At 74.1% G+C, this 14,018-nt stretch carries 8 protein-coding genes; 5 read left to right on the plus strand and 3 right to left on the minus strand.

Annotated elements, in window-relative coordinates; translation table 11 throughout:
* Positions 1–11 precede the first annotated feature (11 nt).
* The 3 genes from ACWIX7_RS24560 (at position 12) to ACWIX7_RS24570 (ending at position 8,453) form a co-directional block, all read left to right on the plus strand.
* Entirely contained in the window at positions 12–5,540 is a 5,529-nt protein-coding gene (locus tag ACWIX7_RS24560) for an ATP-binding protein (RefSeq protein ID WP_448619015.1), read from the plus strand.
* 22 nt (positions 5,541–5,562) lie between these two features.
* Positions 5,563–7,527 (plus strand): 3-oxoacyl-ACP synthase III family protein, encoded by a 1,965-nt coding sequence (locus ACWIX7_RS24565; RefSeq protein ID WP_448619016.1) that lies wholly within the window; start codon positions 5,563–5,565, stop codon positions 7,525–7,527.
* A gap of 68 nt (positions 7,528–7,595) precedes the next feature.
* On the plus strand, positions 7,596–8,453 hold the full coding sequence (locus ACWIX7_RS24570; RefSeq protein WP_448619017.1) for an alpha/beta fold hydrolase: 858 nt from the start codon (positions 7,596–7,598) through the stop codon (positions 8,451–8,453).
* 82 nt (positions 8,454–8,535) lie between these two features.
* On the opposite strand, the gene ACWIX7_RS24575 is transcribed toward ACWIX7_RS24570, so the two are convergent.
* Positions 8,536–10,140: a PHA/PHB synthase family protein gene (locus tag ACWIX7_RS24575; RefSeq protein ID WP_448619018.1), complete on the minus strand. Its 1,605-nt coding sequence runs from the start codon at positions 10,138–10,140 to the stop codon at positions 8,536–8,538.
* Between the two features lie 331 nt (positions 10,141–10,471).
* On the opposite strand from ACWIX7_RS24575, the gene ACWIX7_RS24580 reads away from it, so the two are divergent.
* The gene (locus ACWIX7_RS24580) at positions 10,472–11,317 is read left to right on the plus strand and encodes an MEDS domain-containing protein (RefSeq protein WP_448619019.1); all 846 of its coding nucleotides are present in this window, start codon (positions 10,472–10,474) and stop codon (positions 11,315–11,317) included.
* A complete protein-coding gene (locus tag ACWIX7_RS24585) occupies positions 11,314–12,252 on the plus strand; it encodes an anti-sigma factor RsbA family regulatory protein (RefSeq protein WP_448619020.1) in 939 nt (312 codons plus the stop codon). The genes ACWIX7_RS24580 and ACWIX7_RS24585 overlap by 4 nt, the downstream gene beginning before the upstream one ends.
* Positions 12,253–12,373: 121 nt before the next feature.
* Here the strand turns inward: ACWIX7_RS24585 and ACWIX7_RS24590 are convergent, their stop codons facing one another.
* Together ACWIX7_RS24590 and ACWIX7_RS24595 are read right to left on the minus strand one after the other, a co-directional pair.
* Entirely contained in the window at positions 12,374–13,237 is an 864-nt protein-coding gene (locus tag ACWIX7_RS24590; RefSeq protein WP_448619021.1) for an alpha/beta fold hydrolase, read from the minus strand.
* A gap of 149 nt (positions 13,238–13,386) precedes the next feature.
* Entirely contained in the window at positions 13,387–13,896 is a 510-nt protein-coding gene (locus tag ACWIX7_RS24595; protein ID WP_448619022.1) for an HD domain-containing protein, read from the minus strand.
* Positions 13,897–14,018: the final 122 nt, after the last annotated feature.

Consider the following 14,018-nt stretch of genomic DNA (forward strand, 5'->3'; position numbering starts at 1 on the left):
GAGGTGTCCCGGTGTTCGACCGCATCGCCGTCGTCAACCGTGGGGAGCCCGCGATGCGGCTCATCCGTGCGGTGCGGGAGCTGGACGCCGAACTCGGCACTCGCACCCGCGTGATCGCCCTGTACACCGAGGCCGAGCGGCGGGCGACCTTCGTGCGCGCCGCCGACGAGGCGGTGCTGCTGGCCGACACCGGCGCCGGCTCGCCCTACCTCGACCACGCCGAGCTGGCCCGGGCCCTGCGCGCCAGCCGCGCCGACGCGGCGTGGGTGGGGTGGGGCTTCGTCGCCGAGGACCCCGCCTTCGCGGAGCTGTGCGCCGACCTCGGCGTGACCTTCATCGGGCCGTCGCCCGAGGCGATGCGGCTGCTCGGCGCCAAGATCGAGGCCAAGGTGCTGGCCGAGAAGGTCGGCGTCCCGGTCGCACCGTGGAGCCACGGCCCGGTCGAGGGGCCGGACGACGCCCGGCGGCACGCCGACGCCATCGGCTACCCGCTCATCGTCAAGGCCCGCAGCGGCGGTGGGGGCCGCGGGATCCGCGTCGTCCGCTCGCCCGAAGAGCTCGAGGAGGCCCTGGCCCGCACCCGGTCCGAGGCGGAGAAGAGCTTCGGCGACCCGGTCGTGTTCATGGAGCGGCTGGTCCAGGGCGGCCGGCACGTCGAGGTCCAGGTCATCGCCGACCAGCACGGCACCGTCTGGGCCCCGGGCGTGCGCGACTGCTCGGTGCAGCGGCGCAACCAGAAGATCATCGAGGAGTCCAGCTCACCGGCGCTCACCCCGGAGCAGGACGCCGCCCTGCGCGAGTCCGCCGTCGCGCTGGTCCGTGCGGCCGGCTACGTCGGCGCGGGCACCGTCGAGTTCCTGTACCAGCCCGAGGAGCAGCTCACCACCTTCCTCGAGGTCAACACCCGGCTGCAGGTCGAGCACCCCGTGACCGAGGCGACCACCGGCCTGGACCTGGTGAAGCTGCAGTTGCACGTGGCCGAGGGCGGCCGCCTGGAGGGCGACCCGCCCCCGGCCACCGGGCACGCCGTCGAGGCGCGGCTCACCGCCGAGGACGCCGAGCAGGGCTTCGCGCCCGCACCCGGCCGGGTGGAGCTGCTGCGGATGGCGAGCGGCCCCGGCATCCGCGTGGACACCGGGCTGAGCGTCGGCGACGCCGTCCCGCCGCAGTACGACTCGATGATCGCCAAGGTGATCGCCTGGGGCCGGGACCGTCCCGAGGCGCTCGCCCGGCTGCGCTGCGCCCTGCGGGAGACCACCGTCGTGCTGGCCGGCGGGACGACGACCAAGTCCTTCCTGCTCGACCTGCTGGACCGTCCTGAGGTCGTGGACGGCACCGCCGACACCGGGTGGTTGGACCGCACCGGCACGGCTGCCGCCCGACCGGCCGCCAACGCGTGGGTTGCGCTGGTGCAGGTGGCGCTCGACCTGGCCGAGGCGGAGGTCGAGCAGGAGCGGCTGGCCTTCCTGGCCTCGGCGCGCGGCGGCCGGCCGCGCGCGCCGCACGAGGTCGGCCGCACCATCGAGCTCGGCATGCGCGGGCAGGTGTACCGGCTGACGGTGGCCACCGTCGACCACGACCGCTACCGGGTCGCGCTCGACGACCGGGTCGTCGACGTCGAGGTCGACCGGCTCGGCCCGCTGGAGAGCCGGCTCACGGCCGACGGACGGCGCTACTCCGTGGTCACCGCCGAGGCACCCGGGTCCGCCCTGGTCGAGGTGGAGGGGGAGACGCACCGGGTGAGCCGGGACGTCGGCGGGGTGGTCCGCGCCCCCGCGCCGGCCGTGGTCGTCGCCGTCCGGGTCGAGCCGGGCGACGAGGTCGAGGCCGGCCAGCCGATCGCCGTCCTGGAGAGCATGAAGATGGAGACGGCGGTGCGGGCGCCGTTCGCGGGCCGGGTCCGCGAGGTGCGGGCCGCGGTCAACAGCCAGGTCGACGCCGGCGCCCCCCTGGTCGCCCTCGACCGGGTCGGCGGGGACGTCGAGGAGGCCCAGGGCGAGCGGGTGGCCCTGCCGGGCGCGGGCGAGGTGCCGGACGGCGACCCGCGGGCGCGGGCACTGGCCCGCCTGGCGGCGCTGCGGGCGCTCGTCACCGGCTACGACGTCAGCGGCGGGCACGCGAAGCAGCTGGTCGCCGAGTACGCCGCCGCCCGTGAGGAGCTGCCCGTCGACGACGCGGACCTGCTGTCTGCCGAGCTCGACGTGCTGGTCACCTTCGCCGACATCTCCGAGCTGTCGCGCAACCGGCCGGCCAGCGCGGAGGAGGAGGCCGAGACCCAGGTCCACAGCCCGCGGGAGTACTTCCAGGCCTACCTGCGGTCCCTCGACGTGGAGCGGGAGGGGCTCCCGGAGGCCTTCCGCGCCCGGCTGCGGCGGGCACTGGCCCACTACGGCGTCGAGGACCTGGAGCCCAGCGCGGCGTTGACCGAGGCGGTGCACCGGGTGTTCCTCGCTCAGCAGCGCGTCAGTGAGCAGCTGCCCGCCGTCTCCGCGCTACTGGACCGCTGGCTCACCGCCGACCAGCTGCCCGACGGGCCCGCGCGCGCGGAGGTGGGGGAGGTGCTCGACCGGCTGGTCGTCGCCACCCAGTTGCGCTATCCCGTGGTGGGCGACCTGGCCCGCGCCGTCCGCTACCGGCACTTCGAGGAGCCGGTCGTCCGGGCGGCCCGGCAGGAGGTCCTCGACCGGGCCGCCCGGCTGCTCGACGAGCTCGACGAGGCCGCGGCGCGTGGCGACACCGCGGAGAGCATCCGGCGGATGGAGGCGCTGGTCGCCAGCCCCGAGCCGCTGGTGCGGCTGCTGGCGCAGCGGTTCGGCCGGTCGACCGCCGTCCCGGACCCGGTGCTCGAGGTGCTCACCCGCCGCTACTACCGCAGCCGCAGCCTCGAGGACGTGCGCGCGACGCTGCTCGACGGGGACACCTGCGTCACCGCGGAGTTCGACCTGCACGGCAACCGCCTGCACCTGCTGGCGCTGATGACCGACCACGCGCGGCTGCCCGAGGCGCTGGGATCGGTGGCCGGCGCGCTGGCCGACGTCGCCGACCCGAGCCAGGTGGTCGTCGACCTCTACGTGAACTGGCCGGACCGCCCCGCGGACGACGACGAGGTCTCCGAGCGGCTGCGCGAGCAGCTCGAGGGCGTGCCGGCGCTGCGGACCGGCCGCCGGGTGACCGTCACGGTCTGCATCCCGGAGGGGGAGGTCGAGACGTTCACCTTCCGGCGGACGCCGGACCGGGCACAGAGCCCGACAGGGGAGGGCGGCCCGGCCACGGGGCTCGCCGAGGAGCGTGTCATCCGCGGCCTGCACCCGCTCACCGCACAGCGGCTGGACATCTGGCGGTTCAAGGAATTCGACGGCGAGCGCGTGCCGTCCCCCGAGGACACCTACCTGCTGCACATCACGGCCAAGGAGAACCCGAACGACGAGCGGTTCATCGCCATGGCCGAGGTCCGCGACCTGACCCCGGTGCGCGACGAGCACGGCGAGGTCGTCGGCTTCCCGACGATCGAGCGGCAGCTCACGTCCTGCCTGGACGGCCTGCGGCGGGCGCAGTCGCTGCGGCGGTCCCGGCGGCCGCTGGAGAACAACCGCATCCACCTGTACGCCTGGCCGTCGATCGAGGTGCCGCTGGCCGAGGTGGCCGAGTTCGCGCGCACCGCCGCCCCCCTGACCTACGGCGCCGGCCTGGACCAGATCGTGCTGCTGGCCCGGCTGCAGGAGGAGGGCGGCCCGCCGCGCGACGTGGCGCTGCGCTTCTCCGCCCGCCCGGGCACCGGGGTGCAGATGCGGGTGACCGACCGCCCGACCGAGCCGCTCAGGGTCCTCGACGACTACACCGCCAAGGTGCTCAGCTCCCGGGCCCGCGGTGCGCCCTACCCGTACGAGCTGGCCCCGCTGCTCGCCGGGTCCGACGGCTCGTTCGTCGAGCACGACCTGGACGCCGACGGCCGGCTCGCACCCGTCGAGCGCCCGCCCGGGCAGAACAAGGCCGGGATCGTCGTCGGCCTGGTCACCACGCCGACGCCGCGCTACCCGGAGGGCATGACCCGGGTGGCCCTGTTCGGCGACCCGACCAAGGCGCTGGGCACCGTGGCCGAGCCGGAGTGCGCGCGGGTCGTGGCCGCCCTGGACCTCGCCGAGGAACGGGACATCCCGGTCGAGTGGTTCGCGCTGTCGTCGGGCGCACGCATCTCGATGGACAGCGGCACCGAGAACATGGACTGGGTGTCGCGCGCGCTGCGCCGGATCATCGAGTTCACCCAGGCCGGTCACGAGATCAACGTCGTCGTCACCGGGATCAACGTCGGCGCCCAGCCGTACTGGAACGCCGAGGCCACGATGCTCATGCACACCAAGGGCATCCTGGTCATGACCCCGGACAGCGCGATGGTGCTCACCGGCAAGCACTCCCTGGACTACTCCGGCGGGGTGTCGGCCGAGGACAACTTCGGCATCGGCGGCTACGACCGGGTCATGGGGCCCAACGGCCAGGCGCAGTACTGGGCACCGGACCTCAACGGGGCGCTGGACGTGCTGTTCCGGCACTACGACCACGCCTACCGGGCGCCGGGGGAGCGCTGGCCGCGGCCGGCGCAGACCTCCGACCCGCGCGACCGGGACGTGCGCTCCTTCCCGCACTCGCACCCGGACAGCGAGTTCACCACCGTCGGCGACGTCTTCTCGGCGGAGGCCAACCCCGAGCGCAAGAAGGCCTTCGACATCCGCACCGTCATGCGCGCGGTCACCGACCAGGACCACCCGGTGCTCGAGCGGTGGGCCGGCATGGCCGACGCCGACACCTCCGTCGTCCTCGACGCCCACCTCGGCGGGCACCCGGTGACCGTGCTGGGCGTGGAGTCCCGGCCGATCCCGCGGCGCGGCAGCCACCCCGCCGACGGGCCCGACCAGTGGACGGCGGGGACGCTGTTCCCGCGCTCGTCGAAGAAGACCGCCCGCGCCATCAACGCGGCCAGCGGCAACCGGCCGCTGGTGGTCCTGGCCAACCTCTCCGGCTTCGACGGGTCACCGGAGTCGCTGCGCAACATCCAGCTGGAGTACGGCGCGGAGATCGGCCGGGCGATCACCAACTTCGACGGCCCGATCGTCTTCTGCGTCGTCTCTCGCTACCACGGCGGCGCCTTCGTCGTCTTCTCCGGCGTCCTCAACGACAACATGGAGGTCCTCGCCGTCGAGGGCTCCTACGCCTCGGTGATCGGCGGCGCGCCCGCCGCTGCGGTGGTGTTCGCCCGCGAGGTCGACAAGCGCACCGCCGCCGACCCCCGGGTGAAGGAGCTGGAGGCCGCCATCGCCGCGGCCGACGCCGTCGAGCAGGCCCACCTCCGGTCGCAGCTGGCGACCCTCCGCAGCGCCGTCCGCTCCGAGAAGCTCGGCGAGGTGGCCGCCGAGTTCGAGGCGGTCCACGACATCGAGCGCGCCCGCCGGACGGGCTCGGTGCACGCCATCATCCCCGCCGCCGAGCTGCGGCCCCGCCTCATCGCCGCCGTCGAGCGCGGCATGGACCGCGCGGCCACGACCTGACCCGCCCACAGAGAGGACTCCCGTGAACGCGTTCGTCCTGAACCGGCACGGCCACATGGTGTTCCCCTCGAACATCATGCCCGAGCTGGACTTCTCCACCGTGGAGACGCTCGAACAGCTCGACAGCGTCATCCGCCGGGACTTCGAGACCAAGGCCCCGAGCGGCACCGAGATCCTCGAGCGGGTGCGCACCGGGGCCTACGCCACCCGCTACGACCTGATGCGGGACATGGCCCTGAACCTGTTCTGGGCCAACCGCTTCTCGATCACCATGTACGACAAGCGGCCCACCCGCTGGGCCGACGTCCCCCGGTCCCGCTCGGACGTGTTCCTCCCGGTGCTGGAGCCCTGGGAGGACGGCGAGACCAAGATCGCCGCGGTGGAGGAGGCCTACCCGCAGCTGCCGTCGCGGTGGGACGAGGGCTGCGAGGACCGGATCTTCGACGTCCTGTTCGACGTCTACGGCCACCGGAAGCACCACGCCTCGACGCTGCCGGCGGTCAAGCCCACGGTCGCGGAGTTCATGGAACAGCCGGGCGCGCTGACCTTCCGGCTGCCGGACTACGACCCGGACTACCCGGTCTACGACTACACCGACATCCTCGACGTCTCCGAGGACGTCCCCGAGCTCGAGGCGCTGCACCGCTGGGCGATGGTGCTGCACAACCAGTACCCCTGGGACAGGTCGAAGATGGAGCTCGCCTCGGCCGGCGAGCTCAAGGACGACGACTACGTGGTCGCCTTCCACCCGCGCGACAAGGAGGTGCGGGCCTTCCTGCGCCGGCTGCGTGCCGGTGCCGAGCCCCGGCACGTCGCCGGGCCCCGGGAGTCCCGCCCGCCGGTGCGGCCGTACCCGGAGCTGGACGTGCGGCAGCGCTTCTCGGTGCAGCCGCGGATCGAGGCGCTGGCCGCGGTGCACGGCGACCAGGTCTGCAGCAACGACGACCTGATCCGCAACACCGCCTACAACTGGTCGCCGATGAGCGCCGACGAGATCTCCTCCAAGACCGGCATCGAGCAGCGCGAGTACAGCTCGCTGCCGCTGGAGGACCTCGCCCTGCAGGCCGCCGAGGCCGCACTGGACAAGGCGGGGCGGCAGCCGGAGGAGATCGGCGCCGTGCTGGTCTGCACCTGCACCAGCTCCCGGCTCATCCCGTCCCTGGCCACCTACCTCTGCGGCCAGCTGGGGATGCACCAGGTGTACGCGGCCTACGACATCATCGCCGCCTGCGCGGGCATGCCCTACGGCGTCGCCGACGCCGTGCGGATGCTGCAGGAGGTCGAGCGGCCGGTCCTCGTCGTCTGCGTCGAGAAGTTCTCCGACAAGATCGGCAACGTCCGCACCTCGCGGATGATCTTCGGGGACGGCGCGGCGGCGCTGGTCGTCGGCCCGGCCCCCGAGGGGACCGACGGCGACATCGACTACATGAAGACCTACGCCAGCGGCCCGGCCAGCGAGGTGAACTCGATCCTCTGGCCGAACCCCGAGTTCGACAACAACATCACCGTGTTCGGCCCCCAGGTGAAGGCGCTGGCCGGTCGCTACCTCTCGCAGATGATCGACGAGCTGGGGCAGCTGCCGGCCCCGGACGGCCGGGAGGGGTCGCTGATGGACGCCATCGACCTGATCGTGCCGCACCAGGCGAACAAGACGATGGTGATCGGCCTGGCCGAGCGAGCCGGGCTGACCGCCGACCAGCTCTACTTCAACATCGAGAAGGTAGGCAACACCTCCTCGGCCAGCATCCCGCTGGCCATCCACGACGCCGTGCGCGACGGGGTGGTCACCGCGCCGGTGCGGGTCTTCGCGCCGGGGTTCGGGGCGGGCGCCGTGGCCGGGTACACCGTCATGCGGGTCGACCCGGCGGTGGTCGCCGTCCAGGGGACGTCCGCGCCGCACGAGCACGCCGAGATGCCCGCCCCGACGCCGGCCGACGAGGCGCAGCCCGGATCGGCCTCGGAGGGGATGCGGGAGGCCTTTACCTGATGGAGGACCTCCCTGCCCCCCGCCACTCGCGAGCTCGCGGCGGGACCCTGCAGGGAGGCCACACGACGGTGCGGGCCGCGGACGGGACGCGGCTGCGCGCCTGGACCAACGACGGGGACGGCGTCCCGGTCCTGCTGTGCAACGGTCTGGGCGCGCCGCCGGCGGCCTGGCCGCGGGTGGTCGAGCGGGACAGCGGCTTCCGGGTGGTCACCTGGGCGCACCGCGGTCTGGCCGGCTCCGCGCGGCCGGCCGACCGCAGCCGGGTGCGGGTCGAGGACCACGCCGACGACGCCCGCGCCGTCCTCGACGCCTTCGACATGCCGTCGGCGACGGTCGTCGGCTGGTCGCTCGGGGTCAACGTGGCCTTCGAACTGGCGCTGGAGCAGTCCTCACGCGTGCGGTCGCTGCTCGCCGTCGCCGGCGTGCCGGGCGGGAGCTTCTCCGCGATGTTCGCCCCCTACGGCGTGCCGCGGCGGCTGCGGGCCCCGGCAGGCCGGCTGAGCAGCCGGCTGCTGCCGGTCGTGGGCCCGCTGCTGCCGGTGGTCGTGGCCAGCCTGCCGCCGTGGCACGAGCTGCTGACGCCGGCCGGGTTCACCGGCCCCGCGCGAGAGGCCACCCACCCGGCCGCGCTGTACCAGGTGCTGCACGAGTTCTCGCGGCACGACTGGCGCTGGTACCGGCACCTGGCCCTGGCCGTCGCGGAGCACGCGCCGCTGGACGTCGCGGGGGTGACCTGCCCGGTCACGTTCGTGGCCGGCCGCTTCGACACCCTGGTCGACCCCGTCGACGTCCGGACGGCGGCCGAGGCGGTGCCCCGCGCCCGGCTCCGCACGCTGTCGGGCACCCACTTCGTGCCGCTGCAGTACCCCGAGGTGATGCGCGCGGAGCTGCAGGCCCTCGTCGCCCGCGAACCCCGCTACCGCTAGTCCCGGGTCCGGCGGCGGCCGGTCGGTGCTCCGGCCGCCGCCCCGGTTCGGCTCGCCGGTGGTCCGGGAGCCCGGCCGGCCGCTAGATCCGGGCCGGCACCCGGTCCCGGACGTAGGAGCCGGGCGCCGGCTCCAGCGGCGGGTGCGCTGCGCTGCCCAACGTCTCCGGTGCGGGCACCTCCTCGCCGGAGCGCTCGATCGCCCACTCCGACCACGGCTCCCACCAGCTGCCGGTGTGCTCCTCGGCCGCCGCGCGCCAGGCGTGCGGGTCCGCACCGGGCTCCCCGCCGGTCCAGTACTTGGCCCGGGGGTTGCCCGGGGGGTTGACCAGGCTCTGGATGTGGCCGCTGGAGCTGAGCACGAAGGTGCTCGGTCCCGACAGCAGCTGGGTGGTCCGGTAGCAGCCGTGCCACGGGGTGATGTGGTCGGTGAGCGCCCCGGTGACGAACGTGGGGAGGGTGATCCGGCTCAGGTGGACCGGCGTCCCCAGGACCCGCAGCGCCCCCGGCTTGACCAGGGCGTTGTTGCCGAAGATGTCGAGGAACTGCTCGTGCAGCCGGGCCGGCAGGTTCGTCCCGTCCGCGTTCCAGGCGAGGACGTCGAACGCCGGCGGGTCCTCGCCCATGAGCCACTGCTGCACCAGGTAGTTGAAGATCAGGTCGTCCGGGCGCATCCAGGTGAACATCGACCCCATCTGCCGGGCGCTGATGACGCCCCGCCGGCGGGAGTTGCGCCGGGCGGTCTCCAGCATCCGCGGCCCGGAGAAGGCGCCGAGCGGGGCCTGGCTGGAGAAGTCGAGCAGGGTCACCGCGTAGCCGGCGGCGTGCACCCGGTCGTCGCCGGTCGCGGCGAGGTGGTTGAGCGCCGTCGTCATCACCTGGCCGCCGGCGCACAGGCCGAGGGTGGTGGCGTCGGGGGAGCCGGTGACCTCACGAGCCACGTCGACGGCGGTGAGGACGCCCTGTGCGTACTCGTCCAGGCCCCACTCGGACTGTTCCTTCGTCGGGTTGCGCCAGCTGATCATGAAGACCTGCAGGCCCCGGCTGACCGCGTACTCGACGAGGCTGCGTCCCGGTCGCAGGTCGAGGAAGTAGAAGCGCCCGATGGGCGGCGGCACGATCACCAGGGGCCGTTGCCGGACGCGCGGCGTCGAGGGGGTGTACTGGATGACCTCGATGACCTCGTCCCGGTGGACGACGGCGCCGGGGGTGATCCCGAGGCTCTCGCCCACGGTGAAGGCGCTGCGGTCCACCTGGCGCGGCAGGCCGCCGTTGCGCACGAGGTCGTGGAGCGCGTTCCGGAGCCCGCGGACGACGCTGACCCCGGCGGTGTCGAACGCCCGCTTGAGCGCAGCCGGGTTGCCCAGCAGGGTGTTGGTCGGCGCCATGGCGCTGGTGAGCGCGTTGAGCACGAAGCGCACCTGCTCGACCTCGCGCCAGTCGGCGCCGCCGGCCTCGAAGTCCGCCACCAGGCGGTCCAGGGAGGACGCCGCCGCCACGTAGGACTGGGCGAGCCGGCGGTACCCGGGGTGCAGCGACCAGGCCGGGTCGGCGAACCGCTTGTCCTTCGGGGAGGGCGCGATCTCCGCGGTGCCCCGGAGGATGCGCACCGTGTCCCGCCCGAGCCGGACGGCCTCCCGCGCCATCGGCCGGGGCTGGGTGAACGTGGCGACCAGGCCTCGGGCCATCCCCCGCGGGGAAGGCAGGCCGACGTCCTCGCCACCCTCCACCGGAGCCGACGTACCGGGTTCCTCCGGAGCGAGCCGGTCGACGGCAGCGGGGCGGGGCCTGCCGGATGTGCGCGGACGGGGTGGGGTCGTCGTCACGGTGCCTCCGTTGTGAGCTGGGTCACAGGCCCTCCGACGGTAGCCCGTCTCCTCGGTGTCGGTCACCCCCTGCGACGGCCGCGGGGTCCGCGCCCGCCGCGCCGGCGTCGGATCTCTCCCGCCCCGGCACGTGCGGCCGGTCGATGACGGCCCCCCCTCCCATCCCACGGGACGCGGCGGTAGCGTCGCCGACGTGAGCGCCGTGAGGAGGCTGGACGCCCCGACGGGTCTGCGCCCCGGCGACCACGTGTGCTGGACGTTCGCCGACACCGCGGACTTCACGGCCGCCGTCCTGCCCTTCCTCGAGGAGGGACGACGGCTCGGTGAGCACCTGCTGCTCGTCGGGGCGTCGCGACCGGAGCTGCTGTCGGCCCTGGCGCCGCTGCCGGACCGGGACGAGCTGCTCGCCAGCGGGCAGCTGGAGGTGCGCAGCACCGCCGAGGTGTATGCGTCCGGCGGACAGCGCTCACCGGCCGAGCAGGTGACGGCGTACCGGAGCCTGGTCGATGCGGCCCTGGCGCGCGGACGCACCGGCGTCAGGGTCGCCGCCGACGTCACCCCGCTGGTCCGCTGCGGGGTCGACGGCCGGCGGCAGCTGCACGTCTACGAACAGCTGGCCGACGCCCTGATGGGCACCGTCGCCATGACCGCGCTCTGCCTGTACGAGGCCTCGCTGGGGGCGGAGGTCCTCGGACCGGTGACCCTCCTGCACCCCGATCAGCACTCCGGCGAGGAGGAGCCCCTCGCCCACCTGTCCGGGCGGGGCCCGTCGCTGTCGCTGCACGGCGAGGTCGACATGACCCAGGCCGACGGCTTGTCCCGCGCGCTCGTCGACGTCGCCTGCGGCACCCCCGGTGAGGTCGTGCTCGACCTCTCGGACCTCCGGTTCCTGGACGTCGCGGGCGCCCGCGCGCTGGCCCGGGCCACCCAGGTGCTCCGCGGGGCCGACGTGCACCTGCGGCTGGTGCGGGCCCCCCGGGTGGCCGCTCGCTGTCTGGGGCTGTTCGGCCTGCACGGCGAGGAGACGGTGTCGGCGTGAGCCCAGTCAGCCCGACCGGCGACTGGGACGGGAGGAGCTTCGCCCACGAGGCCTTCGCGTTCAGTGCCGACCAGGAGCTCGTCGACAGGGACGTCCCGTTCGCGGTGGAGGGGTTGTCCCGCGGGGAGCCGGTGCTCGTCGTCGCCGGCGAGCGTGTCCGGACGCTCCTCGCCCAGGAGCTGGGCGCGGACGTACGTCGCCTGGCGACCTTCGCCGCCGCGGAGACCTGGTGGCAGGGCGGGCACCGCACCCTGCACGCCTACGACCGGGACCTCCGTGCCCTGCAGGCCGTGGCGCCGACCTGGCGGCTCGCCGCGGAGCCGACCTGGCTGGCCCGCGACGACGGGCGGGAGTGGAGCCGGTTCGAGGCCGTCGCCAACCGCTGCTATGCCTCCCTGCCGTACTACAGCCTGTGCCTGCACGACCGGCAGCGGCTCCCGGCGTCGGTGCTCGACGCGGTGGCGCGCACCCACCCGCTCACCTGGGGTGGCTCCGCACCGGTCCCGGAGCCGGCCTACGAGGACCCGCAGCAGTTCATCCGGTCGGTGCACCCGGCCTGGGTCCCGCGGCCGGCGCGCGCCTCCGTGGCGGTGCTGACGACGCTTCGGGAGGCGCGCCGCGCCGTGTCGGCAGCGGCGCTCGGCTGGTGGCCGGCGCGCGTCGGCGACGTCGTCCAGGCCGCCCACGAACTGGTGGTCAACTCGCTGCGCGTGGCGGCCTTCACCGAGGTGTCGTCCTGGACCGACGGGGACACCCTCGTCGTCGAGGTCGCCGACTCCGGGCCGGGCCTGCCGGACGAGACCCTCGGCTACGTCCCGCCCCCCGGGGGCCCCGACGGCGCCGGGGGGATGTGGCTGGCCTGGAGCCTGGCCGACGACGCGGCGGTCGACTCACACCCGGCGGGCACCGCCATCCGGCTGTTCTTCCACCGCTGAAGGAGGACGCCCCCTTCCTCCACGCCTCGCAGGCTCGGCGCGGGACCCTGGAGGGTGGCCGGACGGTGGGCGTTAGACGAGGACGCGAGCGTCTCCGTGCGCGGGGACCGTGCGGCTCTCGCTACCTCCAGCGGTTGATGAACTCCACCGTCGCGGTGTCGACGTCCTCGGGGTTCGATGCGCTCAGGAAGTGCCGGCCGCCCTCGGCGACGCGGGGCTCGGCGGCGGGGCTGTTGACGAACAGCGTGATCTCGTCCTCGGCATTGGCCACGGAGTAGACCGGGTCTGCAGTGCCGTGCATCCACAGGACCGGGCACCGCACGCTGTCCAGTCGGCCGTGCAGGCCGTCGCGGTCACGCAGGTTGATGCTGCTGGTGCGAAGACGCTCCCGTCCTGCATCGCAGGCGTAGTTCTCCTGGTGTGCTGTGTGCCAGAACGTGCGCTCGTCGGGTGGCACGTCCTCGCCGAGGCCCTCGTGGAGGACGGCGTCCACGAGCTCGGTCGGGATCACCCAGTCGTCTCCGACGCTCGCGGCGAGTGCGTCGATGGCCGGCGTGCAGAAGGCGATCCCGTCCCAGCACCCCAGGTCTCGGCTGCGCTGGCTCTCGGAGTCCATCGAGGTGCCGAGCGGGATGATGCCCCTCACGGTGTGGGGGTCGAGCATGGCCATGCGGGCCGCCATCCATCCGCCTTGTGACGTGCCCAGGACGAACGCCTCGGGGATGCCGAGCGCGTCGAGGACCTGCAGGTTGGCGACGGCCGAGTCCCAGTAGGTGAACTGCTGGTACGAGGCGCGGGTCCGGCCGTGGCCGTATGGCTCGAGAGCGAGCACGTTGACCGCGGCGGCGAGCTGCTCGTCCGCGGACTGGGGCCGGAACAGCTCGGCAGAGGTGCTGAACGAGTTGACCATGACGAGCGTCGGGAGGGAGGCGTCGTACGCCCGGCCGAACCTGTAGCCGATGGTGGAGGTGCCGAGATGGGGCACCGTGACCGTTTCCGCGTTCAGATCTCCCCGGTGTCAGCAACTGGCGCACGGCGGGTCGGTCGGAGCCGCGGTGGGCCCGGCAAGCCTGACCTCGCCCTCGTCACCGGTCAACCTCTCGAACCGCGCAGCCGACCCGGGGTGGCAGACCCTCAGACGAGGACGCGGCGTCCGGAGCGGGTGTCGGCGGCCTCGGCGGCCAGCAGGATCCGGCGGGCCGGGCGGTAGCGGCCCTCGCGGAGGCTGCGGGCCTTGTCGGGGTCGACCCGCGCCAGCTCGGCGTTCGAGGCGAGGTTGTGCGCGTTGTCGGCCAGCTTGACCAGTCGGCCGAGCGGGTGCGCCGCGGCCCGCCGGATCAGGCCGGCGATGTAGGGCTCGCCCGGGCGCCGGGTGACCGCGTCGATCGCCTCGACGACGACCTCCGGGACACCGAGGGCGCGGAGCCGGTCGAGGTCGTAGCGGCGGGCGGGGTCGGGGTGGTCGCGGGTGTCCTCGACGATGTCGTGCAGCGCGCCGGCCATCTCGGCGTGCGGGCCATGGGGGCGCAGGGCCTCGGCGATCGGCCGCAGGTGGGCGAGGTAGTAGTCGCGGCCCTGCTTGTCGACCTGGCCCTGGTGCGCGTGCAGCGCCAGCAGGTGCGCGTCAGGAACGGTGAACCCCACGCTCCGAGGCTAGGCGCTGGGTACGACGCCGGCGCCACGGTCGCCGTCACCGGCCGCCGCGAGGACCGCCTCGAGCAGGCGCTGGTGGGGTACCCGGCCGACCGCGCCGCGCAGGTCCCCGG

The organism is Geodermatophilus sp. URMC 65 (genome assembly GCF_053502545.1).

Coding starts and splice junctions, on each gene's coding strand:
- ACWIX7_RS24575 (WP_448619018.1), bottom strand. CDS start 10,140: ATGGCCCGAGGCCTGGTCGCCACGTTCACCCAGCCCCGGCCGATGGCG.